We start from the raw sequence: 26,031 nt of genomic DNA, 5'->3' as shown, positions 1-26,031 counted from the left end.
CTCTCATTGACGACCCGCAATTTTTTGACACTCACTCGGCGGGTAGTGAGGTGTTAGCAACAAGGGTGCCATCTCCGTGGCCGCCCAGAACAAAAGCCCTTTATCAGCTCACAAACTTCTGCAGGAGCGAGCCTGCTCGCGATGGTCGTGAACGATAACGCGTCGCTCCTGACTCCACCGCGAGCAGGCTCGCTCCCACAAAGTAAAATCAGGTGGCGAACAGGTACGCTTCCACATCCATTCCGGCATCACGCATTTGCGCCAGTTTGTAGCGCAGGGTGCGAGGGCTGATGCCCAGACGCTCTGCCGCTTCCTTGCGACGCCCCCGCTCAGAGCGCAAGGTATCGATGATCATCTGGAATTCGCGGCGACGCAGGTCATCACCCAACGCACCGGCAGACTCGGACTCCACGTCAGCAACCCGCACCGGCACGGCGGTCAATACCGGCAACGGCGCACAGGCGACCGGCCCGGCCAGGCAGAAATCCTGCGGCTGGATCACACCGCCCTGCTGCAGGATCAATGCACGCTGAATCGCGTTATCCAGCTCCCGCACATTGCCCGGCCATGGATAGCCGATCAGGCACGCCTGCGCCTCCGGCGACAGTCGCGCCGCCGCATGCTTCATTTTATTGACGTGCTTGGTCAGCAGCCGCTCGGCCAGCGGCAGGATGTCGGCGGTGCGTTCGCGCAACGGACGCCAGGCCAAAGGAAATACGGACAGGCGATAGTAAAGGTCTTCACGGAAACGCCCTGCCGCCACTTCACCGGCAAGGTCACGGTTGGTGGTGGCGACGACCCGAATATCCAGCGTGATCGGCTTGCGCGCGCCGACCCGCTCAACTTCGCGCTCTTGCAACACGCGCAGCAACTTCGCTTGAAGACCCAGGGGCATTTCGGAAATTTCGTCGAGCAGAATGGTTCCGCCGTCGGCCTGCTCGAACTTGCCGGCCTGCGCCGCGATGGCACCAGTGAACGAACCCTTTTCGTGACCGAACAGCGTTGCCTCGAGCATGTTGTCGGGAATCGCCGCGCAATTGATCGCAATGAACGGCTGGCTGGCGCGATGAGAATGCTGATGGATGTAACGCGCCAGCACTTCTTTACCGGTCCCGGACTCACCGGAGATCAACACCGTAGAATCACTGCGCGCCACCCGTGCGGCCAATTCCAGCAACTGCGCACTGGCCGGCTCGAACGCTACAGGCCCCTCGCTGTCGGCAGCGCCGAGGCTGCCCAGCGCATGCCGCGCAACCAGATCCAGCAAAGCCTTGGGCTCGAACGGCTTGACCAGATAATCCGCCGCGCCCTGACGCATCGCATCGACCGCGCGTTCTACGGCGCCATGCGCCGTCATCAGCAGCACCGGCAACTGCGGCTGGCGAGCGCGCAGCAATCCGAGCAACTGATGGCCGTCCATGCCCGGCATGTTCACGTCACTGAGCACCAGGTTGAACGCCTCGGCTCCGACGGCATCCAGCGCTTCTTCGGCCGACCCCACGGCTGTGTAGTCATGCCCTGCGAGCAACAGCGTATCGGTCAGTGCTTCGCGTAATGCGCGGTCATCCTCGACCAGTAAAACCTTGATCCCCATGTCGTTCACTCCACTCCCTGAGCACTGCGCTTTTCATCAGAAAACAGCGGCAGAATCACCTGCGCGCAGGTGCCGCGACCCAACCGCGAGTGCAGTTGCAATTCTCCCTGATGGGCACGAGCCACGGCCTTGACCACGGTCAGGCCAAGGCCGGTCCCGGTGGTTTTAGTGGTAAAAAATGGCTCACCTAAACGCGCCAGCACTTTCGTATCGATGCCGCTGCCGCTGTCACTGACGCAGACACGCAGGTTGTTGTCGCGGGTGTAGAGATGGACTTTCAAGCGAACGTCGCCGGCACTGGCCTGGATCGCGTTCTCGATCAGATTGAGAATCGCCCCGACCAACGTGTCGCGATTGCACAGCAACTCACCCGCATGACTGTCGCACTGCCAGCGAACCGGCAAATCCTGCACATGGGTCAGCGCCGCTGCCTGCAAGGATTGCATCAGCATTTTCGGCGTGACGCGATCGGTCAGCGGCAGCTCGCCACGAGCAAACACCAGCATGTCGCGCACTTGATGCTCCAGCTCATGCAAACGCTCTTTAAGGCGCCCGGCAAAACGTTGCTGCGTGGCAACCGGCAGTTCTTGCTCGGTCAAATGACTGGCGTAAAGCAATGCGGCGGACAACGGCGTACGAATCTGGTGAGCCAGCGACGCGACCATTCGACCGAGGGAAGACAGGCGTTCGTGGCGAGCCAGTTGATCTTGCAGATGACGGGTTTCGGTCAGGTCATTGAGCAATACCAACTGGCCGGGCTCGGCATCCAGCGAGCGGGTGGCGATCGACAGACGCCGACCGTCCTTGAGCGAGATTTCGTGGCCGTCGTCTTCGCGCGGCGCAAAGCATCGGGCAATGACATGACGCCACAGCTCGCCTTCGAGAGGCAGGCCGAGCAATTCACAAGCAGCGGGGTTGGCTTCACGCACGATGCCCTGAGCGTCGATGACGATAACGCCGCCGGGCAATAGATCGAGGAGGTTTTGCAGGCGGTTGGCCAGGCGTTCTTTTTCCGCCAGTTCCTGCATGCGCTGAGCGCTGACCACCGCCAGCTCGCCCTTGAGCTCGGTGACCCGGGCTTCGAGCATGCTGTAGGAGTCGGTCAACTGGCTGGACATCTGGTTGAACAACGCGAAAGCCTGCTCAAGGCCAAGCCGGCTTGCCTGCTCTACGGACGACGTTTGTCCCGAAGCATCAGGGACAGGAGACATCTGGGCGGCTTGGGGCATCGGGCTCTCTCGCTTGGCTGACCGTCAGTTAAACGGAACGTTGCGAGGGATGTAGCAATACCCGTGCCTAAAAAAAACCGCCTACAAATGAACGACTTGAAAAACAGGCGTCAATCATCCGCCTGTTCATCACCATCGCGACGGCTCATGCCGTACTTGCGCATCTTCTCTACCAGCGTGGTACGACGGATCCGCAACCGCTCGGCAGCGCGCGCCACGATGCCATTGGCATCATCCAGCGCCTGCTGGATCAGGCCCTGTTCCAGACCACCGAGGTAGTCTTTCAGGTCCAGGCCTTCCGGCGGCAGCATGGCGTTGGCGGTGAAGTCCGGAGTGTGACCGTTGATGGCCACGCGCTCTTCAAGATCGCTGCGCAGGCTATCGACCAGTTGCTCGTCTTCGTCATCGACGTAGCGGAATTTCTTCGGCAACTCGACCACACCGATCACCCCGTACGGGTGCATGATCGCCATGCGCTCCACCAGGTTGGCCAGTTCGCGGACGTTGCCCGGCCAGCCGTGACGGCACAGCGACATGATCGCTGCGGAGTTGAAACGGATCGAACCGCGCTTCTCGTGCTCCATGCGCGAGATCAACTCGTTCATCAGCAGCGGAATGTCTTCGACACGTTCGCGCAGCGGTGCCATCTCGATCGGGAACACGTTCAGGCGGTAGTACAAATCTTCGCGGAAAGTGCCGATCTCGATCATGCTTTCGAGATTCTTGTGAGTCGCCGCGATGATGCGCACATCGACGCTTTGGGTCTTGTTGCTGCCCACGCGCTCGAAAGTGCGTTCCTGAAGCACGCGCAACAGCTTGACCTGCATCGGCAGCGGCATGTCGCCGATTTCGTCGAGGAACAGCGTACCGCCGTTGGCCAGCTCAAAGCGCCCGGCGCGACTGGTGATCGCCCCGGTGAACGCGCCCTTCTCATGGCCGAACAATTCGCTTTCCAGCAACTCGGCCGGGATCGCCCCGCAGTTGACCGGGACGAACGGCGCGTCACGACGCTTGGAATGGTAGTGCAGGTTGCGCGCGACCACTTCCTTGCCAGTCCCCGACTCGCCGAGGATCAGCACGCTGGCGTCGGTATCGGCAACTTGCTGCATCATCTGACGGACGTGTTGAATCGCCCGGCTGGTGCCGACAAGACTGCGGAAAAGGTTGGGCTCGCGATGACGACCGCGCTCGCGGGCCTGGTCGTACATCTCTCGATAGACCTGGGCACGGTGCAGCGAATCGAGCAGTTTGCTGTAGCTGGGTGGCATTTCGAGGGTCGAAAGCACTCGGCGACGCTGGTCTTCTGGCAAGTCAACGGAAGAATTATCGCCCATTAACAAAACCGGAAGGAACTCATCCCAGGTAGAGAGTGTCTTTAACAAGCCCGGAAGTGCACCAGGAGCATTGACCGTCCCGATGAGGACACAGATCACTTCACGACTTGATGACAAAGAGCCGACAGCCTGCTGCCAGTCATGGCTACCGCAGGGTAAATTTTCTTCGCCAAGAAAATTTAAAATCACCGCCAGGTCGCGGCGGCGGACGCTATCGTCATCAATCAGCAGAATTTTGGTTTCACGCCACATGCAATAGCAACTTCCCTAGTCAACTCAATGCCCGAAATGATGGGGCAAGCTAGACGCTTGCAGACACGTTATGCCTGTAGACGCCTGAAATCTGGAACCAGCCACTAGTTAAGTCAAAAAACCGTGCACAGTCAAATTTATGGCGCACTATGTTTGGATTAACTGAGGATTAATTAACCAAACAGATGGTAAACCTTTGCAGCGTTCTGTGCTTGATGGATCTGCGACATCTCATCAACTATTGCTTGTCGCTCCCCTGTCGCCGCCTCCAGAAGCTGCTTATACACCCCCAGCAACTCTTCAAGATTGTCACGCAAGGCGGCCTCGTCTACCGAAGCTTCACTCAAGACGTCTTCCATGCAGGAACGACAAGCCAGATCCAACTCACCGATGGCTTCCCAATTGCGCTCGGCCAAGGCACCGACGAGGGCATCACGGGTGTGTTCGATACGCTGCAATACAAGACTCATGGTGATCTCCTTAAAACTGCGGACCCGGCGCGGCGATAGCATCCCAGCCTTCTTTGACTGTGCGAAGCAAATCGGCGACTTCGTCGAGAATCTTTGGATCGGTTTTGACGTTGGCTTCTGCCAGGCGCTTCATCATGTAGGTGTACAGCTTGTCCAGCTCACCTACAGACTCAATCGAATTTTCCAGGTCCAGGCCTTCACGCAAGCCACCGACGATCGCGATTGCCTTGCCGATGAAAATGCCTTTGTTGGGAATATCCTTGCGCTCCATGGCACCCTTGGCCTGAGCGATGCGATCCAGCCCACCTTCCATGAGCATTTGCACCAGGCGATGGGGGCTGGCTTCGGAAGTCTGGGCCTGAGCACCAATCTTCTGGTACTGCCGAAGGGCTAACATCGGGTTCATGCTGTACCTCATCAAAACTTTGTGATTCGTATAGCCAGTGTATCGACACCGCGTCAAAAATCTTTAGATCGAAACAAAAAAAGCCCGACAAGCGGAATTCGCTGCCGGGCTTTTGGCGCCTACGCGCTATCAGCCTTTTTTCTGTGCGTTCATCGCCTCAAACATCGAGGTAATGTTGCTCGCCGTTGCCTTGAGCTTGCCGACAAGAGTGTCCATGTCGTTGTACTTCTTGGTCAGCACGGTTGTCAGAGTCGCGACCCGACGATCCAGTGCTTCCTGCTGGCTGGCCAGGTTGGTTTTAACCTTCGCCAGGCTGGCCGAACGCGCATCGAGGATGCCTTCGTTGCCAGTAACGGTATAAGGCGTAATCGCCGAATTCATTCGTTCCAGCAGCCCCTTGGCCGCATCGCCAGTCGCCGCAGGATCACCCAGGAACAGCTTCTGAATCTCACCACCCAGTTTCTGCGTATCCATCGCCGCAGTGAACTTGGTGCTGTCAAAATCGAGCGCACCGGTTTTCTGGTTAGTGGTAATACCCAACTGCGAAAGCACGGTCAGTTTGTCGCCAGCACCGGTACTTGCCAACGGCTCACGGATCGACGCCAGAACACTGCGACCCAGCGAGTCACCGGTCAATGCCGCGGGAATGGTTGGCTTGCCATCTTTATCCAGGGAAGGCTTGCTCAGCGTGCTGACGGTGCTGACCACCTGGTTGAAAGCGTCGACAAAGGCCTGGATCGATTTTTTCAAACCGTCACTGTTCGGCCCGACCGTCACAGTGGAAGTACCCGTCGTCACCAGATTCAGTGTCAGGCCGGAAATGGCGCTATCCACAGTGTTGGATTTGCTGGAGATAGCCAGCCCGTCAACCGTAAAGCTGGCATTCGCAGCGAGTTCGCCGATGGCACCCGCCGAAGTCCCATCAGGCGTGGGACCCATTTTCTGGCCCGCGGTAATTTCCAGGCCCGGAATACCACTGAGCGTGATATCGGAATTCAAACCGGTCGCGGTAGACCCCAGGACCAGACGCGAACCGAAGGAGTCAGTGACAATGTTGGCACTGAAGCCATTGGCGCCTTGCTGGGTGTTGATCGCATCCCGCACCGTCTGCAACGTAGCACCAGGAGGAATGGTGACCGGTCGGGCAATGCCATTTTGAGTGATATTGAGCGTACCGTCCTGAATGGCACTGGTAGGGCCAAGGGGAAACGCAGCGGTCGCCACCTTGGATGAAGTCGCAAGGGAGTTGACCTTGATGACATACGTGCCATTGACCGCCGAGTTGCTGGCGACAGAGGTCAGCACTTTGGGATCGGAACTCGTGGCGTTGTAACCCAGGAACTGAGGGGTCTTGGTATCACCAAGGTTTTTGATCGCGGCCTGGAAATTCGCCAACACACTCTTGAGGGTCCCGACACCGGAAATCTGCGATGTATTGGTGTTCGTCTGCCGGTTGATCTGGGTTTGCTTGGCCGATTTATCAGCATCAACCAAAGCTTTGACGATAGCCGTGGTGTCAAGGCCGGAGCCTAACCCCAGACCCGGTAGAATTGGACTTGCCATGTGGGACTCCCTTCAGTGTGTCGCCGGCCTTTTGACCATTACAACGCCCAAAAGAACATAGCAACAAAATTCGTGCCAGCTGTCAGACTTTAGCGCTGAACAACAGGCTGCTTGCATCATTCAAACTATTGGCCAGTTTGAGCACTTCTTCGTTGGGGATCTGGCGAACCACTTCACCCGACTCACTGGCGATCACTTTAACGATAACCTTGCCTGAAGGTTCATCGATCGAGAACTCCAGATTGCGCTTGATCGATTGAACGAACTTTTCGATTTCCTGAACGGCCATCTTCAGTTTGTCCTGCTCGCTTTGCGCGTCTTTTGATTCATCCTTGACCGTTGCCACGGTGGCAGCATCGGCTCGAGGCTTTTCCACCGATTGTTCAGCAACAGTCGTCGCCGGCTTCGCGGCAGGATAAGACAAGTTCAGCTTCACGCTCATATCCATGTCCATCACCTCTTAAATTGAAAAAGCGAGAGAGCGCGCGTGCGCACTCCCCCGCCAAAACTTACCCAGCTATTACTGAAGCAGTTTCAGTACAGCGGATGGCAGTTGGTTGGCCTGGGCCAGAACCGAAGTGGAAGCTTGTTGCAGGGTGTTTTGCTTGGTCAGCTGTGCAGTTTCAGCAGCGAAGTCGGTATCTTGTACGCGGCTCAGTGCAGCACTGGCGTTTTCGTTGATGTTCTGCAGGTTGGAGATCGTGGTGGAGAAACGGTTCTGAGCAGCACCGAGGTCAGCACGAGTGGAGTTGATTTTGTCCAGGGCAATGTTGATGGCCGAGATCGCGGACAATACAGAGTTGTGGTTACCCGAGTTGGAAGTACCGGAGATGGTAGTACCGGTCATGCCCAGGGCGCTGGCGTCGAAGCTGGTCGACAGGGTCAGAGTGATCTGGTTGTCGGAAGTAGTGTTCGAACCTACCTGGAATTCCATCGCGCCAGCAGTACCGTCGATCAGCGCTTTGCCGTTCAGGTTGGTGGACTGAGCAATACGGGTCAGTTCTGCAACCGACTGTTGGTATTCTTTGTCCAGAGCGGTACGGTCAGCAGTGCCGTTGGAGTCGTTTCGCGATTGCAGTGCAATTTCACGCATACGTTGCAGAATGTTGGTCGACTCTTGCAGAGCGCCTTCAGCGGTCTGAGCGATCGAAACACCGTCGTTGGCGTTTTTGATAGCCATGGTCTGACCACGGATCTGCGAGGTCATACGGTTAGCGATTTGCAGGCCGGCGGCGTCGTCTTTGGCGCTGTTGATTTTCAGGCCGGAAGACAGGCGAGTCATCGAAGTCGAAAGCGCGTCGGAAGCACGGTTCAGGTTCTTCTGAACGTTCAGCGACGTAGTGTTGGTGTTTACTGTCAAAGCCATGACGAATTCCTCGTTGGTTGGGTACTGCGGCTTCCGGCCCTGGCAACCGCCGGGTATGGCCTAGAGAACCTTCGTAATAGTTATCGTCGCGAATGCAGGTTGCTTTAGGCCATTTTGAAAAAAATTTGCCATCACACTGCCACCCCCCATAAAACAAGGGCTTGGCGGCAAGCCAATCCAAAAAAGTGACGTCAGGGAAATGCCGGTAACGGGACAGCGAGGACTCGCCTGTACCGGCACATTGTCAAAAGCCTTGACCGGCCGTGGTCGCTTCCAGCAATTGGGGCAACTCATAATCAAGATAATCGGCCAGCGCCAACCAGTCCTGCGCCTCCTGACAGGCCTGCATGTCGGTGAGCAACGCCGTCCAGCGGGATTGGACCTCGACAGTCTCGTGCCCCATTGCGGATTGCACATCACTGCAAATCTGGACCATGAGCAGCGCCGCTTCGACATCTCGCCCCAGACGGAACAAAACAGAACACTGCAGCGCCTCGGCAATCAGGGAGGATTCAGTCATCGCGTGAGCTCCGGATGAAACGTCGTGCCGACGATCATCGCCCCTGCCCGACTGCTGTTATAGAAAGCCATCTGAGGATGCCCGGCGATGTACCGTTCCAGCTCGCACAAGTAACTGCGGAAATTGAGCTGCGTCTTGACTCGCTGACCGTGGCCATCGAGCACCCAGTGCCGGGCGGCGCCCACGTTCGGCCCAAGGTCACCGTCATTCCAGCCGGCGTGGGTCTTGTTGTTCGGAAAAGCAAAATCGGCGCCGAACAGCGTGATCTGGCTGGCCCCCATGTGTACCGCCAGGTCCACCGCCGGGTGAATCACACTGCCACCGACAAACAGTTGGGCCTTGGGCAACTGCTCGCGCATGTCCCTATAGACAGGGCTGGCGGAATAGGCCACGTAACGCTTGCCCTGCCAACCTCCCAAGACCTCAGGATCAACCATGGGCATGTAGACCAGCGTGATATCGCGCGAGACATCGCACGGCAAATGTCGCGTCGAGATACGCTGATCAATCGTGACCACCACATCCGGCTTGATCCCATGCTCGATAAGCGGTCGGTAGGCCGTATCGACGCAAATGAACAACGGCCGCTGCGCCTGTTCGCGTACCGCGCGCAGCGTGTCGAAGTGCTGTTCCAGGCTGGGTCCGGTGGCAATGACAAACACTTCCCTGCCGGAACAGGTGGCAAACAGCTCCGCAGCATCGGCATCGGCGCGAACACGCTCGACACTCGCCTGCAAACGCTCGGCAATCTCCGGATTGTCGGCATTGAATTCGCGATTGTTGAAGGTCAAATGGGTTTCGCTGATCAGCCGGTCGCGGATCTTGGCGTTGTAGTCGTCCGCCAGCACCAGCTCCGAAGGCAGCGCGAAGTACGGCAACTGGATTTCCGCCAGATCGCCGGCGTACAGCAGCACCACTCGTGAATCGGCGAGCCACGACTGTTGATCGAGCAGTTGCAGCACCAGGGAAAACACCGCGCCGTTCAGAATGTGCACGTACAACCGTTCAAGCCCGGTTCGCTCCAGCAATTGCAGCTGCAAATCCCCCAGCCCGGTGCCATAGACATGCACCACCGGACTGTCGACAGGCAGGCTGCCGGCCTGAAGCAACGCTTCGCGAGTGCGGTCATGGCGACTGGTCAACTGAATGCCATTGATGCTCAATGTCGAGCCCTGGCCATCCACCAGATCAGCGCGCAACTCGGCGCTGTTCTCCACCGACAGTCGATGCCAGACCTTGGGCCAACGCCGCTGAATCAACTCGCCGTTGCGCTCAAACAACTCGCTCATGGAGCCTCGCTTTTCATTCGGGCAAAAAAAAAATAGCGCTCAAGGTTACACCTTGAACGCTATTTTTATGCCTGGCTTTTGAAGGATCAAGGGCGATAGATAATCGCCGAGCCCCATGACAAACCAACGCCGAAACCGCTCAACGCCACACGTTTCCAGGTGGAGTCCAGTACGTGTTTCTCCAGCAGCAACGGGATACTCGACGAAACGGTGTTGCCGGTCTCGACCATGTCCTTGATGAACTTCTCCGGCTCGCCTTCGAAGCGTCGCGCTACGGCGTCGACAATCGCGGCACTGCCCTGGTGAATGCAGAACGCATCGATATCGTCAGCGGTGAGCTGCGAATCGGTCAGCAGTTCGTGCAAGTGCGCCGGGACTTTCAGCAGCGCGAAGTTGAACACCTGACGGCCGTTCATGAAGAACACCCCGTCGGTCACCTTCAGGTGCGGCGCACCGGAACCATCGGTGCCGAACTTGGCCTTGCCCAGTTGCCATGGCGCGTTTTCGCCCATCCAGGTTGCAGTGGCGGCATCGCCAAACAGCATGGTGGTGTTGCGGTCTTCCGGGTCGACGATCTTCGAGTACGGATCTGCGGTGATCAGCAGGCCATTCTTCAAGCCTGCGGCTTCCATGAAGCCCTTGATGGCGTAGATGCCGTAGACGTAGCCCGAGCAGCCCAGGGAAATATCGAACGCGGCGACGGTGGTCGGCAGGCCCAGTTTGTCCTGAACGATGGCGGCGGTGTGCGGCAGGCCTTCTTCGTCGCCGTTCTGCGTGACGACGATCAGTACGTCGATGTCTTCACGTTTCAAGTCCGGATTGTTGGCGAACAGCGCATTGGCTGCTTCGACACACAGGTCCGAGGTTTCCTGACCAGCGTCTTTGCGCGGCAGGAAGGCCGAACCGATCTTGCCCAGGATGAATTCTTCATCCTTTTCGAATTTTGCACCTTGTGCGTAATTGTCCACGCCGGCTACAGGAACGTAGCTCGCAATGCTTTTTATGCCAATCATTACGGCTTCCCAATAATAAACAGCCCAATACCACCGCTCGTAATGATTCGAGGGGCGCCGACAAACGGAGAAAAACGCCGCCTCATTGAGGCGACAGCGGGAAGAATAAAAGGCTATCACTGGGCCAAAAACAGGCCAGGCGCCACCTTCCCGATTAATACAATACAGTGAAGATGCGCGTTATGACTCGCAGGTCACTCTATTTTGCCGAATCGGCACCATAAGGGGTTATTCGACCAACGACCAGTCCAGCGGCGTTCCGCGCGGGATAGCCTTACGGGCACGGCGGCCCAGAAGGGTTTCCGCGTGTTTTGGAGCCAACCCCAGCCCCGGACGAATGGCTCGCAGATTAGCGACAGAAAAGGGCTCGCCGGCAGCCATGTCCTGAGTCACGTAGAGCGAGCGGCGGTACATCAGAGACTTGCGCTCGGCGTCCGTCACACCGTAATGCACATGCCCCATGGCCTGCCACGCGCGTTCGGTTTCTATCACCAGGCTGGCGAGCTCCGCCGGCTCCAGCGAAAAACTGGCGTCCACGCCACCGGCGCTGCGGTCGAGGGTGAAGTGCTTTTCCACCACCGTCGCCCCGAGAGCCACCGCGGCCACAGACACACCGACGCCCATCGAGTGGTCAGACAGCCCGACTTCACAGCCAAACAATTCGCGCAAATGAGGAATCGTCCGCACGTTGCTGTTGGCGGGCGTCGCCGGGTAGGTGCTGGTGCACTTGAGCAACACCAGATCCTTGCAACCGGCTTCGCGGGCGGCACGCACGGTTTCGTCGAGTTCAGCGATGCTGGCCATGCCGGTAGAAATAATCAAAGGCTTGCCGGTCGCAGCGACCCGACGAATCAACGGCAGGTCCGTATTCTCGAAACTGGCGATCTTGTAGGCCGGCACGTCGAGACTTTCGAGGAAGTCCACTGCGGTGTCATCAAACGGCGTGGAGAACGCGAGCATCCCCAGCGCCTTGGCGCGGGCGAAAATCGGCGCATGCCATTCCCACGGCGTATGCGCTTTTTCGTAGAGCGCGTACAGGGAAGATCCGACCCACAGACTGTTCGGGTCCTTGATGAAGAACTCGCCCTCGGACAGGTCCAGGGTCATGGTGTCGGCTGTGTAGGTTTGCAGCTTCAAGGCGTGCGCACCCGCCTTGGCCGCGGCATCGACGATTTGCAGGGCCATGTCCAGTGACTGGTTATGGTTGCCACTCATCTCGGCGATGATGAACGGCGGCGCATCGGCCCCGATCAAGCGGTCGCCAATTTTGAAGCTAGTCATTGCAGTGATCCTTTAATACGCGCGTGAACGCGCAAGCATTCTGAGTGAAACCGGCTTCGCGAAATACCTTCAGCGACGGCTGGTTCTCTGGCACCACTTGAGCGGTGATAGTCCGCAGTTGCGGCCAATGGGTGGTCACGAAAGCCTCGCCCCGAGCCAGCAGCGCCCTGCCCCAGCCCAGGCCGATGCGATCTTCAAACAGATAAATCGAGACTTCAGCTACAAATTCGCTCAAGTCATAACGCAACACGCCCACCGGGCCGTCATCGGCCTCGGCGATCAACAGCAGACGCTGTGCATTGTTCAAACTGGCGGCCAGCCAGTTTTGATGCGACGACCATTCGATCAGCCCGGTCTCCCGCGACCAGCGCCGTACCGCTTCGGCATTACGCCCGTCGAACAGAAGCTGCGCATCGTCGGTGGTCGCGGGGCGGATCAGCAACACCGCGCCGGCCAGGGCGGCCGCCACCCGCTGTGCGCCCCGACCATCCACCAACTGGCGCGAATGCTCGGCCAGACTCTGGCGTATCCCAGGATTGCCCGCGACAAAACCGATGGCCTGACGCAATTGTTCGACGCTCACCTGCTCACGGGCGCCCAGGTACACATGGGCGCCCGAGGCCGCCATGACCTCGCCGTTGGCCTGCTGATTATTCGAGACCGCAATGCAAATCGTCGGCAACCCCAGGGCCGCCCGCTCCCAACTGGTTCCCCCACCGGCGCCGACGAACAGGTCGGCCTCGATCATCAGGCGGTAGAAGTCGCTGACAAAACTGTGCAAGCGCCAGTTGGGATGACTCGCCGCCATGGCCATCATCTTGTCCCATGCCGGGTTATCGGCACCGGCCACGAAATCAACTTCCAGCGCATGGAAATCGGCCATCGCCAACATCGCGTGATAAGTCTGCATCGCCGCATCGAAACCGCCGAAATTGACCAACACCCGTTTCACCTGGGGCTTGATCGCAATTGCCGGGCAGCAGAACTCATCGCGCAGCATCGCGAATCGCGGGCCGAACAACGTCTGGCAACCGGGCTCAAGCAGCGAACCATAAGCCTCTGGTGTACCCGACAGGTTCTGGTTGAGCAGCAGGTCGACGGCGTACTGGCGAGTGGCGAGATCGTCCACCGCGGCGATCCGTGGCGCCCAGCGCCGGGCCGCCATCTGCCATTGATGATCGAGCCCATAGTGGTCGACGATGATCCAGTCGTATGCAGGATGGTTTTCCAAGGCGTGCGCCAGCGCGTCGATGTCCGCCTGCCACGGCAGCATGGATTCGATGGCTTGTTGCGGGTCTTCGTCGGGATAACGATCGGGCAGCGCAAAGGTTTCGAAACCTTCGGCTGCCAGCATGTCCAGCCGATGCCCCGGCAGTTGGCGGCATGCAAAAGCAACATGCGAGCCCTGTTTGCGCAAAACCCTGGCCAACGGCAACAAACGAGCGATGTGCCCGCTGCCAATGGTGGGCGACGCGTCGGAGCGAATCAGCACTCTCATTGCAACTCACCACCTGCCTTCAGCGCAGCGTACAAGTATTCGGCGCGCGTCCAGTCTTCGAGGGTGTCGATGTCCTGCACCAGATGCCGCGGCAGGATCACCGGCAGGCTCACCGGGGAAAACAACACGTCGCCGCGAAACCAGGCCTCGCTGCGTCCCCAGTAGAACTGGCCGGCGTCCTGAAAGGCTGCGGGCAGATCCTGCGACCGGGTGTTGCGGAACTCGGGGTACAACGATGTCAGCGCGCCCTGCTCGTCGAGGGTCAAGGCGCGCTGCACGGGAAAGCCGAAATCGGTCACGGAAAACGCGAAGGATTTTTCCGGATGCTGCTCCAGCAGTTCAAGTCCCTGGCGCAGAAACCGTACCTGCAACAGCGGTGCGGTTGCGTAGATGCAGCAGGCATAGTCGAACGCTGGTAATTGATTCAAGGCATGAACGATCACCGCGGCGGTGCCGGTGAAATCGTCGGCCAACGACGCCGGACGCAAGAACGGCACCTGAGCCCCGTTAGCCCGCGCGACCTCGGCGATTTCTTCATCGTCGGTGCTGACGATCACCTGGTCGAACAGTTGCGACTCCAGCGCGGTGCGAATCGAACGAACGATCATCGGCACGCCGTCGAACGGCTTGAGGTTCTTGCGCGGGATTCGCTTGCTGCCACCGCGGGCCGGAATGATCGCAACGCTGCTCACAACACTACTCCTCAAGAACCAGGCGCCGCAGTTGCGCCACCACATAGTCCTGCTGCTCATCGCTCAGCAAAGGAAACATCGGCAGGCTGATGGCCTCGGCGTAATAACGTTCGGCCTGCGGGAAGTCACCTTCGGCAAACCCCAGGTCACGATAGTACGGCTGCAAATGCACCGGTATGTAGTGCAGGTTCACACCGACACCCGCCGCTCGCAAGCCTTCGAACACCTGGCGATGAGTGAGGTTGATCCGGTCGGTGTGCAACCGCACCACGTACAGATGCCACGCCGATTCGGCCTCGGGCTGCGCACCGGGCAAGGTCAGCGGCAAGTACGCCAGCGAGCGATCATAACGCGCCGCCAGTTCACGGCGACGCGCGATGAAGCCATCGAGCTTGTCCAGCTGCGACAGACCGAGTGCCGCCTGCAGATCGGTGATCCGGTAATTGAAGCCCAGTTCCACCTGCTGGTAGTACCAGGGGCCGTGACTGGCTTCGGTCATCTGTTGCGGATCGCGGGTCATGCCGTGGCTGCGCAGACGCTGCAAGCGCTCGGCCAGTTCAGGGCGGTTGGTCAACACCATGCCCCCTTCGGCGCTGGTGATGATTTTCACCGGGTGAAAACTGAACACCGTCATCGCCGCAAATTCGCCGCAGCCCACCGGGCGTCCGGCATAGGAAGCACCGACCGCGTGGGACGCATCCTCGATCACCGTAAAACCGTAACGTTCGGCCAGCCCGGCGATCATGCGCATGTCGCAGCTCTGCCCGGAAAACGCCACGGCCACCAGCACCTTCGGCAGCGTGCCAGCGCGCTCGGCGGCCTCAAGCTTCGATGCCAGTGCGTAAGCGTCGAGATTCCACGTCAGTGGATCGATGTCGACAAAATCCACCTCGGCGCCGCAATAGCGACCACAGTTGGCCGAAGCCAGAAACGTATTCGGCGTAGTCCATAGCCGATCGCCCGGGCCGAGTCCGGCCGCGAGGCAGGCAATGTGCAACGCCGCCGTGGCATTGCACACCGCCACGGCGAAATCAGCCTGGCAACGTTGCGCCAATGCCTGTTCGAAGCGTTCGATGGTCGGCCCTTGAGTGAGCCAGTCCGACTGCAACACGGCGACCACCGCATCGATATCTGCCTGATCGAGGCTCTGCCGACCGTAGGGAATCATGCCGGCAGTTTCGCGTGCAGATCAGCAATCTGTCCGACCGACAGGTAGTGCGGATTGGTGTCGGACCGGTACTCGAAGTCTTCACTGACAGGCCTGCCCTGCTCGCCCAGTTTGTCGACGGCAAAATCCACGTCGACGCTGGTGAAACGAATCGAAGGTTGAATGGTGTAGTGATCGGCAAACTCCAGGGTCATCCGCGCGTCGTCCAGCGGCACCATCAACTCATGGAGTTTTTCTCCCGGACGAATGCCGACGTTCTTGTGCGGCAAATGTTCAGCCATGCCCAGTGCCAGATCGACGATACGAATCGACGGGATCTTGGGCACAAACACTTCACCACCGTGCATGCGGGCGAAGCTGTCGAGCACAAACTGCACACCGTGATCGAGGGTGATCCAGAAACGCGTCATGCGCTCATCGGTGATCGGCAGCTCCGTGGCACCCTCGGCGATCAGCTTGCTGAAAAACGGCACCACCGAGCCACGCGAACCGGCAACGTTGCCGTAACGGACCACCGAAAAACGGGTGTTCTGGTCGCCGGCAATATTGTTCGCGGCGACGAACAACTTGTCCGACAGCAGCTTGGTCGCGCCGTACAGGTTGATCGGGCTGGCAGCCTTGTCGGTGGACAGCGCGACGACTTTCTTCACGCCGTTGTCGATGGCCGCGGCAATGATATTTTCCGCGCCGTTGACGTTGGTGCGGATGCATTCGGTCGGGTTGTACTCCGCCGCCGGCACTTGTTTCAGTGCCGCGGCATGCACCACGTAATCGATGCCACGCATGGCCTGGCGCAGACGATCAGCATCGCGCACATCACCGAGGAAGTAACGCATGCACGGCGCGTTGAACGTCTGCTGCATCTCGTACTGTTTGAGCTCATCGCGCGAGAACACCACCACCCGCTTCGGCTGATATTGCTCCAGCAGCCGGCGGATGAAGTTGCGCCCGAACGAGCCGGTGCCGCCAGAGATGAAAATCGATTTACCGTTGAACATGCCTTGAGTCCTTGTACCTGTCAGTCAGGCTTATGCGAGCAACTGCGCCCAGTTCACCGGGGCCGGTTCACTCAGGGCAAAGCCCTTGCCGGTCAAGGCCAGGTTGTTGTTGTAAGCCTCGTCGTGCGCGAAGCGCGCCTGCCACTTGTCGCGCAGGGCCGCCACTGCCTGGGGAGCGTCCGGCAAGGTGCCCGGGTGGGTAACTTGCACTTGCGGCGTCCACACCGTGAGCAACCCGGCGTCGGCGACTTTCAGGCACAGATCGACATCGGCGTACACGTCATCGAAATGCTCCCGATCCAGACCGCCGAGCGCGTCGAATACTTCCTTGCGAATCATCAGGCATGCACCGCTGACGGCCGCGTAATTCTGCTCGACGAGCAGTCTGCGCATGTAGCCCGACGCATCCTTCTTCTCACCGATGAAGGGCGAAACAATCCCGCCGTTGAGCCCCAGAATCAACCCGGCACCGGTCACGCTGCCTTCGCGGTCCACCAGCTTGGCACCGACCACGCCGACTTCGGGACGCTGGGCCTGATTGAGTAGCGCCTCGATCCAGTTGGCGTTGACCACTTCGGCGTCCGCCGCCAGCAGCACCAGGTATTCGCCTTGAGCCTCGCCGGCTGCGAGGTTGATCAGGGCCGACGTGCTGAGACGCTGTTCAGCCTTGACCAGACGAATCCGGCCCCGTCCGTTTCGTTCCAGGCTGTCCAGCCAGGTGTGAAGCTCGGCGGACTGGCTGTGGTTATCGGCAATGATAACTTCGTTGTTTTGATAGCGCGTGCGCTGCAAGACACTGACCAGGCAGCGCTGCAAGTGCTCCAGGTTGTCCTGGCTGTGGATGATGACCGATACCTTCGGACGCCCCGCATGGCGGTATTCGATACGCAAACCGGCCGATGCTTCGGCACTGACCTGGGCTTGATAACCGCGGGTCACCAGATGACGGACCAACGTCTGACGCTCGTGTTCGTTGGCTGTCGGCTCAGGAGCGGCGGTGATCAGCAACGGCTCGGCCAAATGGGCAAGGCCGGCCAGGCCACCGGTTTCGATCAGGCGCAGCAGCAGGTCGAACTCGAGCGCCGAGGCGAACTCGCGGGCAAAACCGCCGACTTCCACCAGCGCTTCGCGGCGAATCAGCCAGTGCCGTGCGATGAGTGACGGCAGGCTCTGCAACAGGTCGAGGTTGAAGGCTGGCCGGAACACATCGACCAGCGTGCCATTCTCCTGGCGATGAATTTCGTCCATCGCCACCGCACGGCAACCCTCGGCGTCTTGCAACTCGAGGCTGGCACGCAAGAAGCCGGCAGTGGTGAACTCGTCACCCGCCTCGGCCAGCAGCAACCAGTCCGAAGTCGACTGACGAGCGATCTGGTTCAGCTTGTCGACGTAATTGGCCGCCGTGACCTTGACGAAATGCAGGGTGTTTTGTGCCGTGGTGACTGCCGGCAAGTCGCCCGTGGTGAAGATCACCACCTTGAACGCCCGGAACGCACTTTCCATGAGGCTGTCCAGGGTGACCTGAAGCTTGTCCATGTCTGCGTCCAGATCGAGCAGCAGAATGCCGAACTGAGGGCCCCCTTCGTTGGCCGCCAGGTGCTGGTTGATTTTGCGCACCGCGGTATCGTTCGGTTGCCGGGCCTGCAGCCAGTTTTGCAAACGTCCCGACGGCATTGTGTCGAGCAACTGACGGCTGTCGAAGGTTGGCACGCTGTCCAGACGTTCAACCCAGTCGGTCAGTATCCGGGCATCAGCGGCTTCATCCATATCCAACAGCTGCTGCGCCAGTTTCTGCATCACCCGACGGTTGAACGCTCCCAGGCCAACGGCTTCAATCAGACGGGTCTGGATGGTCGCCGGAGTGTCATTGGAATAGGTGCGCTGCAACGCTTCCTGCTTGAGCAACGCGCCTTCCATTTCTTCGAGTTGCAAGCGCCCCGCCGGCATCGAATGAAGCAGGAATTCGCACTGCGTCAGTTGGTCGAAGAAGGCACTGTTATAGAACGGCATTTCAACGTATTGCTGAGGGCCGAAGACCCGCTTCGGCCCTATCGTCGGATCCGTCCAGTAAGACTCGAAAATCGGCTCGATGGTCAGCGCGTTGCGTTTCGTCAGGCTCTCGGCGAGGGCGGCAAAACTTTGCAGCGCGACCTGCGCGGTCTGGTGTTCATCCAGACCTTTGATGCCGGTCGGCAGCGATGCCAGGAAGCCGGCAAAACGCTCACGGTCGGCGACAGACCGGGCGTCCTTGAGGGCCAGGGTCGTCATGATCTCGGTGTTGTGATCCGAGCGGCCATAGTTGACCTCACGCACCACGTAAGGAATTGGAAGAATCCGCGCCTTGGCCCGGGCGAGCATGTAGTAGACATGCCCGATCTCCTGCCACTGGAAGATCGTTCCTTCAGGCATCGCGGCATACCAGTCACGCAGCAGCGAAGTCCGATGGACCGCATAGAACGGGGGAATGTACTGGCTCACGTAATCGAGTACACGATCCTGACCGAGCTCGGCGTTGTAGTCCTCGTTTACTTTCTTGTCACGAAGGTAGTACTGCACATAGTTGGAGTGGGTCAGGTACATCAGGCAATAGCCATGGCACAGACCGTAGTCGGGGTTGGCTTCGAGGAAGTTCACCGACTCGGTGAGGCCACCGTGCATCAGGAAATCATCGTCGGAGGCGAAGACCATGTAGGGCGTGGTGACCTGCTCGACGCCGTACACCAGTTTGGCCTGGATTCCCCAGTAGCCGAATTGCGGCAAATGCCGATAGTCGATGGTGTCCGCAACCGTCGCCGCGCCCTCCAGTGCGATGGCCGACGAATCGAGAACCAGGATCTTGCAAGGCAACGTGCTGTAGTACTGCAATGCCCTGCGCAGGAACGTCGGGCGATTGTGTGTAATCAGCACCAGAGTGAACAGTTCACTCAAGGGCTGCATGTTTTCAGAACCGTAAATGCCTTGCATATCCTTCCCCACCACAGACCGATTGCCTGATTAACGCTTGAATAGAGGTGTCGCTTAACGTACTCGGCGCAGGTAGCCATCCGGCGCGACAGTGATCAGCAGCTTGCTGTGAATGGCCTGGTCGATCTCGAAATCACGGTTCTCTTCCAGGTAGGCCCAGACCGCGGTTTTCGGGTTGTCACCCTTGCCCCATGGACGGTCCGGGAACGCATCTTCCGGCATGTCTTCGACCACGGTGTCCATGACCACGCAATAGCTGCCCACCGAGACCATCGGTGCATACAGGCGCAGCTCTTCGAGCACGTGTTCGTGGGTGTGATTGGAGTCCAGGACCACCAGCACTTTCTTGCCCTGGATGCGCTCGCGCACCTGGTCGACGATGGCCGTGTCGATGCTCGAACCCTGGATCATCTGGATGCGTTTGCTCATCGGGTGAGCTTCGATCGCTTCGCGGTTGTGCTGGCGGATATCGATGTCGACACCCAGCACTTCGCCATGGCCCATCAGTTCCAGGATCGAGGCGTAAAACACCAGCGAACCGCCGTGGGCGATGCCGGTTTCAACGATCACATCCGGACGCAGGTTCCAGATGATTTCCTGCATGGCGACCATGTCCTGTGGGAACTGAATGATCGGCCGGCCCATCCAGCTGAAGTTGTAGGTGTACTTGTGTTTGGCCGTGGTGCCGACCCAGCCCAGCGACTCGGCTTGCAGCGCCTTGTCCTGCTTCAGGCCTTCGATGTTGTCTTTTACTTCTTCGCGAAACTGCTCATGGGGATTCATTGAAACGCTCCAAAAAAAATAGGCAAACGGGTTAGTTGAAGACCTTACCGTCGGGGTAAGGCACCACGTTGGTCTTTATGATCCTGGCGGGATTGCCCGCCACGACTGAATAATCCGGGACATCTTTGGTGACGACGGCGCCGGCGCCGATGGTCACCCAGCGTCCGATACGCAAGCGCGGCAGAATCGTGGCGTTGGTGCCGATGAACGTGCCGTCGCCGATCTCCACGCAACCGGCGATGCATACGCCGGGCGCCATGAACACCGAGTGGCCGATTTGCCCTTCATGCCCCACCACGCTGCCGGCGCTGATGCTGGTGTTGTCGCCCAGCGTCACCTCGGCCTGCATGATTACGCCTTCCTGCAGATAACTGCCCTGCCCCATGCGAATCATGGTCAGGTCAATGCCGGGGTGGATGAACTGGCCCAGCGTTGCACCGGCCTCGACCAGCTGGCGGGTGGTCTCGTAGCGCAGTCGGGTGCTGCCGGTGATCAGGTTGACGAAACGTACGTCCGGCCCCTTGAGCTCACTGACCAACGCCGAACCGCCAATGACCGGAACACCAAAAAACGGTGTCCCGTGTTTGTTCGGGTCATTGTCCAGAAACGCAAACTCGACGTTCGGTGTGCTGCGTTTCACCGCGTGCAGCATGCGCACCGCTTCCGGGTTGGCCGCGCCCAGCAAGTACATCTTCACAGTGATTGCCTTTTTGCCAGCAGTGTACGCACCACATCCACCACCCGTGCCTGATCGGCGTCAGTCATGTCGTGATAACTCGGCAGGTTGAACGCACGCTCCGGCAAGGCAAACGAAACCGGTGTGTCGACCACGTGCTCACTGAACATGGGCAACGAAGACAGTGGCCAGAAGAACACCCGGGCGTCGATATCGGCGGCCTGGAACGCGGCGATCATCTCGTCGCGATGTATCCCGGTCCCGGCATCGAATACCACCGTGGGCATCCAGTAACCGTTGCGGGCATGGGCAGGTTCTGGGTTCAGCGAAACCCCCGGCAGCGATGACAGCGCGCGGGCGTAATTGGCGAATATCGTCCGCTTGCGTTCGATCAGCTCTTCGATCCGCTCAACCTGGGCGCAGCCGACGGCCGCCTGCAAGTTGCTCATCTTGTATTTGAAGCCAATGAACTCTGGCCAGAATTGTTTGGTGCTGCCCGCGACACGACCATGGTTGGACAACGTCAGGACGCGCTCATACAAGGCTTTATCCGAGGTGACGAAAATGCCGCCCTCGCCGGTGGTCATGGTTTTGGTGCCATGGAATGAAAACGCACCGAACGCCCCCATCGAGCCGGCAGCCTTGCCGCGCCACTGCGAGCCGATGGCTTCGGCGGCGTCTTCGATGACCGGGATACCGTGTTCGCGACCGATCGCCAGCAATGCGTCCATGTCACACAGGTTGCCGTAAAGATGGACCGCGAGAATGGCTTTGGTCTTCGGGGTAATTGCCTGCCTGACGAGCTCCGGATCCAGGCACCAGCTATCCGGCAGAACATCGACAAACACCGGCGTAGCGCCCAGATAGGTAATCGGTGCCGCCGAAGCGATCCAGTTGGTGTTGCCCAGGATCACTTCATCACCCGCGCCGATGCCCAGCGCCGCCATGCCCATGTGCAGCGCGCCGGTGCAGCTCGACGTCGCGATGGCGTAGGTCGCACCAAGGTGCTCGGCAAACCCGTGTTCGAAACGCGTCAGGTATTCGTAGCAACGCGCGCCCCAACCGTTCTGCACGGCATCCAGGGCATACCGGGCTTCCAGTTCGCCGACACTCGGTTTGGTGTAGTGAATTCTGCTCATTGAATACTCAACTCCGGAACGGCAACGACAAACTGTGCGCCCCACTCTTTGACCGAGGCGAATTGCTGGGTGATTTCAGGCAACAGGTTCCATGGCAGAACCAGGATGTAATCGGGTTGTTCGAGGGCGATACGCTCGGGCGACACCACCGGAATCCGGCTGCCAGGCAAGAACTTGCCCTGTTTGTGCGGATTGGCGTCGGCGACCCAGGCCAACAGATCAGGCTTGACCCCGGCGTAGTTGAGCAACGTGTTGCCCTTGGCGGCGGCGCCGTAACCGACCACTCGTTTGCCATCGGCTTTCGCCTGCAACAAGAAGCGCAGCAATTGGTGCTTGATGCCCTCGGCGGCTGGTGCGAGGGTCGCGTAGTACTCGGGGGTTTTTACACCGGCGGTGATTTCGGCTTGCAGTTGCTGAGCAACCGCAGGCTGCACGTCACGACGAACGCCATCGGCACGCTGGACGAAAACCCGCAGCGAACCGCCGTGGGTCGACAGCTGACTGACGTCGAACACTTCCAGGCCGTTGCGTTCGCACAATGTCTGCACGGCGGTCAGGGACAGGTAGGAATAGTGCTCGTGATACAGCGTGTCGAACTGTTGCCCGGCCATCAGTGTCAGCAGTTGCGGAAACTCGAACGTCGCCACGCCGGTCGGCTTGAGCAGGGTCGCAAAGCCGCCGAGGAAATCATTGATGTCCGGCACGTGGGCCAACACGTTGTTGGCAGCCATCAGGTCCGCGGACCAGCCTTCGCTGACCAATTGCGCAGCGGTGTGACGGCCGAAGAACAACTCGCGGATCTCCAGGCCTTTTTCCCGCGCCGCTTGCGCGGTGCTGCGGGTTGGCTCAACGCCCAGGCAAGGAATGCCGCGACCGGCGACGTACTGCAACAGGTAACCGTCGTTGGCAGCGATTTCCACTACACGACTGTCGGCGGTCAGGCCGAAGCGCTCGACCATCTCGGCGACGTAGCGATCGGCATGCGCCAGCCAGGTGCTGGAGAACGAACTGAAATACGCATACTCAGCGTCGAACAGGCTGTCGGCGCTGGTGTAATCCTCGGTTTGCACCAACCAGCACTGCTGACACACCGCAACCTTGAGTGGCACCCACTGTTCGGCCTGTTCCAGCTGATCGGCACGAACGTAGGCGTTCGACGGCGGCGAGGTGCCGAGATCGATCAGCGGCAAGGCCAAAGGAGTACCGCAACCACGGCAGTTCATAGACGCACTCCAGCGAAACGTTCATCGAGCAAGGGATGGCTGGCGTCCCTGGCTGACAGATTATTGACAGGCAACGGCCAGGCAATCGCCAGCCGTGGATCGTTCACCGACAAGCCGCCTTCATGCTCCGGCGCGTAATCGGCGCTGTGCAGGTAAAGCAATTCGGCGTCGTCGGTCAGGGTCTGGAAGCCGTGGGCAAAACCGGCAGGAATGAGCAGGCTGCGACCGTCACCGGCCCGCAGGTGTTCGGCGTGCCAGTGCAGGAACGTTGCGGAGTCGGGCCGCAAGTCCACCGCCACATCCCAGACTTCACCGCGCAGGCAGGTGATCAGCTTGGCTTCCGGCGCGTTGGCATTCTGGTAATGCAGGCCACGCACACTCGCGCGTGCGCGGGTGCAGGAATGGTTGATCTGGCGAATGGAAAACGCTTGGCCGAAGGCGCTCAGGCTGCCCTCGCAGAACAACCGGGCGAAGTGCCCGCGATCGTCTTCGAAGCGTTTGTGCTGCACGCTGAACAAGCCCGTCAGCGGCAGCGCCTTCAACGAAAACTCGCTCACAGCGCGCCTCGGTACAGGTTCAACTGACCCAACGTGATGCCACGCATGTCGTCGCCGTTTTGCCAGGCCAGATGCCAGTCGAGGGTCTGGGTCAGGCATTGTTGCAACGACCAGCGCGGCTGCCAGGCCAACAGTTGGCGAGCGCGGCTGCTGTCCAGGCGCAACAGGCCTGCTTCATGCAGTTCACTCGGTTCGATGCGCAATCCGCGCGCTTGTGGCCAGCGGTTGGCGAGCAGTTCGACCACTTCGCCGACGCTGCACATGTCCGCTTCGCTCGGGCCGAAGTTCCACGCACCGGCGAACTCGGGGCCTCGCTCGTAAAGAGCGGCGGCCAGCTGCAGGTAACCGGCCAGCGGCTCCAGCGCGTGTTGCCACGGGCGGACCGCTTGCGGGTAGCGCAGGGTCACCGGCTCGTCGGCAGACCAGGCTTTCAGGACATCTGGAATCAGACGTTCAGGGGCAAAATCACCGCCGCCCAACACGTTGCCGGCTCGGGCCGTGGCCAGGGCCAGACCGTGTTCGGCATACTTCTCGGCTGGGAAAAACGATGCCGCATACGACTGCGCCAGCAACTCGCAGCAGGCTTTGCTGCTGCTGTAAGGATCGTGGCCGCCGAGGGCTTCGTTTTCACGGTACGGCCACAACCATTCCTGATTGGCGTAGACCTTGTCGGTGGTCACCAGCACGCAGGCGCGCACGCCGCCGACCTGACGGATCGCTTCAAGCAGGTTCAGGGTGCCCATGACGTTGCTGGAGTAAGTCCCCAGCGGATCGCGATAACCCTCGCGCACCAGCGGCTGGGCCGCCAGGTGCAGGACGATTTCCGGTTGGGTGTCGGCGATCAGTTCAAGCAGGGCCCCCAGATCACGCAGGTCACCGCGCTGATCGTTGATGTCTTCGTGGACACGCGCCAGTTCGAACAGGCTCGGCTCGGTGGACGGATCTAGGGAAAACCCGCTGACTTTCGCGCCGAGGCTTTGCAGCCACAACGTCAGCCAACTGCCTTTGAAACCGGTGTGGCCCGTCAGCAGAACTCGCTTGCCGCGCCAGAATTCCGGGCTCAGTCCCATTGCTTCCATGGGGCCTCCCCGCTCTGCCACAAATGCTCCAGATGGTTTTTATCGCGCAGGGTGTCCATCGGGTGCCAGAAACCATCGTGCTGGTAGGCAGCCAGTTGACCGCTGCTGGCCAGGCCAACCAAAGGCTCGGATTCCCAAACCGTCTCGTCGGCGGTAATCAGCGGCAGGACCTTGGGTGACAGCACAAAGAAGCCACCATTGATCCAGCCTCCGTCACCGCGCGGCTTTTCAGTAAAACCGCGGACCAGGTGACCGTCGCGTTCCAGCGCGCCGTAACGGCCAGGCGGCTGAACCGCCGTGACCGTGGCGAGCTTGCCGTGGGACAGGTGGAAGTCCACCAGGGCACCGATGTTCAAATCGGACACGCCGTCGCCGTAGGTGAAGCAGAACGCGTCTTCGTTTTCCAGGTAGCGGCTGGCCCGACGCAAGCGCCCGCCGGTCATGGTGTCTTCACCGGTATCGATGAGCGTGACGCGCCATGGCTCGCTGTAGTTCTGGTGAACGTCCATGCGGTTATTGCACATGTCGAACGTGACGTCAGAGGTGTGCAGGAAGTAGTTGGCGAAGAAGTCCTTGATCGCGTAGCCCTTGTAGCCCAGGCAAATCACGAAGTCATGGATCCCGTGAGCGGAGTACTGCTTCATGATGTGCCAGAGAATTGGCTTGCCGCCGATTTCAATCATCGGCTTGGGTTTGAGGTGCGACTCCTCACTGATGCGCGTGCCCAGGCCGCCCGCCAAAATAACTGCCTTCATCGTCTCCCCTCTTGTTCGTCACAGGGCTCAGCCAAGCTGTATCAAGCTTTTGCAGGCCTTCTGGATAAAACCTTCAATGCCGCTCAGGGCGCTTCTGGATTCACCGGAAGTGCTCGTTTTATGGCGATATCGGGGGGGCTTGCAGGAAACGCGCCAGCTCTTTCGCTGGGGTGGGTGGGCTC

24 protein-coding genes are annotated in these 26,031 nt (G+C 59.5%); all 24 read right to left on the bottom strand.

The window, feature by feature from the left end; all coding sequences use genetic code 11:
- Positions 1–208: 208 nt before the first annotated feature.
- A complete protein-coding gene (locus KGB27_RS11725) occupies positions 209–1,594 on the bottom strand; it encodes a sigma-54-dependent transcriptional regulator (RefSeq protein ID WP_192226038.1) in 1,386 nt (461 codons plus the stop codon).
- 5 nt (positions 1,595–1,599) lie between these two features.
- Positions 1,600–2,823, bottom strand: a complete 1,224-nt coding sequence (locus tag KGB27_RS11720) for a sensor histidine kinase (protein ID WP_404943246.1) — start codon at positions 2,821–2,823, stop codon at positions 1,600–1,602.
- Positions 2,824–2,933: 110 nt separating this feature from the next.
- Positions 2,934–4,409 (bottom strand): sigma-54 dependent transcriptional regulator, encoded by a 1,476-nt coding sequence (locus KGB27_RS11715; protein WP_008044600.1) that lies wholly within the window; start codon positions 4,407–4,409, stop codon positions 2,934–2,936.
- A 173-nt stretch (positions 4,410–4,582) separates the two neighbouring features.
- Positions 4,583–4,879 (bottom strand): hypothetical protein, encoded by a 297-nt coding sequence (locus KGB27_RS11710; protein WP_008044601.1) that lies wholly within the window; start codon positions 4,877–4,879, stop codon positions 4,583–4,585.
- A 10-nt stretch (positions 4,880–4,889) separates the two neighbouring features.
- Positions 4,890–5,285 carry a flagellar export chaperone FliS gene (gene fliS, locus KGB27_RS11705; RefSeq protein ID WP_008044602.1) on the bottom strand — a complete coding sequence of 132 codons (396 nt, stop codon included), beginning with the start codon at positions 5,283–5,285 and terminating at the stop codon, positions 4,890–4,892.
- 129 nt (positions 5,286–5,414) lie between these two features.
- A complete protein-coding gene (gene fliD / locus KGB27_RS11700; protein ID WP_223554572.1) occupies positions 5,415–6,848 on the bottom strand; it encodes a flagellar filament capping protein FliD in 1,434 nt (477 codons plus the stop codon).
- Between the two features lie 82 nt (positions 6,849–6,930).
- The gene (locus tag KGB27_RS11695) at positions 6,931–7,296 is read right to left on the bottom strand and encodes a flagellar protein FlaG (RefSeq protein ID WP_008044605.1); all 366 of its coding nucleotides are present in this window, start codon (positions 7,294–7,296) and stop codon (positions 6,931–6,933) included.
- Between the two features lie 72 nt (positions 7,297–7,368).
- Entirely contained in the window at positions 7,369–8,214 is an 846-nt protein-coding gene (locus KGB27_RS11690) for a flagellin domain-containing protein (RefSeq protein WP_008044606.1), read from the bottom strand.
- 244 nt (positions 8,215–8,458) lie between these two features.
- Positions 8,459–8,734: a hypothetical protein gene (locus tag KGB27_RS11685; protein WP_223554570.1), complete on the bottom strand. Its 276-nt coding sequence runs from the start codon at positions 8,732–8,734 to the stop codon at positions 8,459–8,461.
- The gene (locus KGB27_RS11680) at positions 8,731–10,023 is read right to left on the bottom strand and encodes a motility associated factor glycosyltransferase family protein (RefSeq protein WP_223554567.1); all 1,293 of its coding nucleotides are present in this window, start codon (positions 10,021–10,023) and stop codon (positions 8,731–8,733) included. The genes KGB27_RS11685 and KGB27_RS11680 overlap by 4 nt, the downstream gene beginning before the upstream one ends.
- Positions 10,024–10,109: 86 nt before the next feature.
- Complete coding sequence (locus tag KGB27_RS11675; protein ID WP_008035244.1) at positions 10,110–11,036, bottom strand: ketoacyl-ACP synthase III; 927 nt, start codon at positions 11,034–11,036, stop codon at positions 10,110–10,112.
- Positions 11,037–11,264: 228 nt separating this feature from the next.
- Positions 11,265–12,317, bottom strand: a complete 1,053-nt coding sequence (gene pseI, locus KGB27_RS11670; RefSeq protein ID WP_192226030.1) for a pseudaminic acid synthase — start codon at positions 12,315–12,317, stop codon at positions 11,265–11,267.
- Positions 12,310–13,815 carry a UDP-2,4-diacetamido-2,4,6-trideoxy-beta-L-altropyranose hydrolase gene (gene pseG, locus KGB27_RS11665; protein ID WP_223554565.1) on the bottom strand — a complete coding sequence of 502 codons (1,506 nt, stop codon included), beginning with the start codon at positions 13,813–13,815 and terminating at the stop codon, positions 12,310–12,312. The genes pseI and pseG overlap by 8 nt, the downstream gene beginning before the upstream one ends.
- Positions 13,812–14,507, bottom strand: coding sequence for a pseudaminic acid cytidylyltransferase (gene pseF, locus KGB27_RS11660; protein WP_223554563.1), 696 nt, complete (start codon positions 14,505–14,507; stop codon positions 13,812–13,814). The genes pseG and pseF overlap by 4 nt, the downstream gene beginning before the upstream one ends.
- A 4-nt stretch (positions 14,508–14,511) precedes the next feature.
- Positions 14,512–15,675 (bottom strand): UDP-4-amino-4,6-dideoxy-N-acetyl-beta-L-altrosamine transaminase, encoded by a 1,164-nt coding sequence (gene pseC, locus KGB27_RS11655; RefSeq protein WP_223554561.1) that lies wholly within the window; start codon positions 15,673–15,675, stop codon positions 14,512–14,514.
- Positions 15,672–16,673, bottom strand: coding sequence for a UDP-N-acetylglucosamine 4,6-dehydratase (inverting) (gene pseB / locus KGB27_RS11650; protein ID WP_008044619.1), 1,002 nt, complete (start codon positions 16,671–16,673; stop codon positions 15,672–15,674). The genes pseC and pseB overlap by 4 nt, the downstream gene beginning before the upstream one ends.
- A gap of 30 nt (positions 16,674–16,703) precedes the next feature.
- The gene (locus KGB27_RS11645) at positions 16,704–19,637 is read right to left on the bottom strand and encodes a glycosyltransferase family 2 protein (RefSeq protein WP_223554559.1); all 2,934 of its coding nucleotides are present in this window, start codon (positions 19,635–19,637) and stop codon (positions 16,704–16,706) included.
- A 54-nt stretch (positions 19,638–19,691) separates the two neighbouring features.
- Entirely contained in the window at positions 19,692–20,420 is a 729-nt protein-coding gene (locus KGB27_RS11640) for a cephalosporin hydroxylase family protein (protein WP_223480767.1), read from the bottom strand.
- Between the two features lie 31 nt (positions 20,421–20,451).
- Positions 20,452–21,117, bottom strand: a complete 666-nt coding sequence (locus KGB27_RS11635) for an acetyltransferase (protein ID WP_192226018.1) — start codon at positions 21,115–21,117, stop codon at positions 20,452–20,454.
- A complete protein-coding gene (locus KGB27_RS11630) occupies positions 21,114–22,235 on the bottom strand; it encodes a DegT/DnrJ/EryC1/StrS family aminotransferase (RefSeq protein ID WP_192419585.1) in 1,122 nt (373 codons plus the stop codon). Before KGB27_RS11630 ends, KGB27_RS11635 begins: the two co-directional genes overlap by 4 nt.
- A complete protein-coding gene (locus KGB27_RS11625; RefSeq protein WP_192226014.1) occupies positions 22,232–23,458 on the bottom strand; it encodes a class I SAM-dependent methyltransferase in 1,227 nt (408 codons plus the stop codon). Before KGB27_RS11625 ends, KGB27_RS11630 begins: the two co-directional genes overlap by 4 nt.
- Complete coding sequence (locus KGB27_RS11620) at positions 23,455–24,015, bottom strand: dTDP-4-dehydrorhamnose 3,5-epimerase family protein (RefSeq protein WP_192226012.1); 561 nt, start codon at positions 24,013–24,015, stop codon at positions 23,455–23,457. The genes KGB27_RS11625 and KGB27_RS11620 overlap by 4 nt, the downstream gene beginning before the upstream one ends.
- Complete coding sequence (gene rfbG / locus KGB27_RS11615; protein ID WP_223554557.1) at positions 24,012–25,094, bottom strand: CDP-glucose 4,6-dehydratase; 1,083 nt, start codon at positions 25,092–25,094, stop codon at positions 24,012–24,014. The genes KGB27_RS11620 and rfbG overlap by 4 nt, the downstream gene beginning before the upstream one ends.
- On the bottom strand, positions 25,076–25,849 hold the full coding sequence (rfbF, locus tag KGB27_RS11610; protein WP_008044636.1) for a glucose-1-phosphate cytidylyltransferase: 774 nt from the start codon (positions 25,847–25,849) through the stop codon (positions 25,076–25,078). Before rfbF ends, rfbG begins: the two co-directional genes overlap by 19 nt.
- Between the last annotated feature and the right edge of the window lie 182 nt (positions 25,850–26,031).

The organism is Pseudomonas sp. BF-R-01, assembly GCF_019946615.1.
In the GTDB taxonomy this organism is placed as follows: Bacteria; Pseudomonadota; Gammaproteobacteria; order Pseudomonadales; family Pseudomonadaceae; genus Aquipseudomonas; species Aquipseudomonas migulae.
Note: the sequence above shows the minus strand (reverse complement) of the source record. Positions and strands in the feature narration are given on the sequence as shown.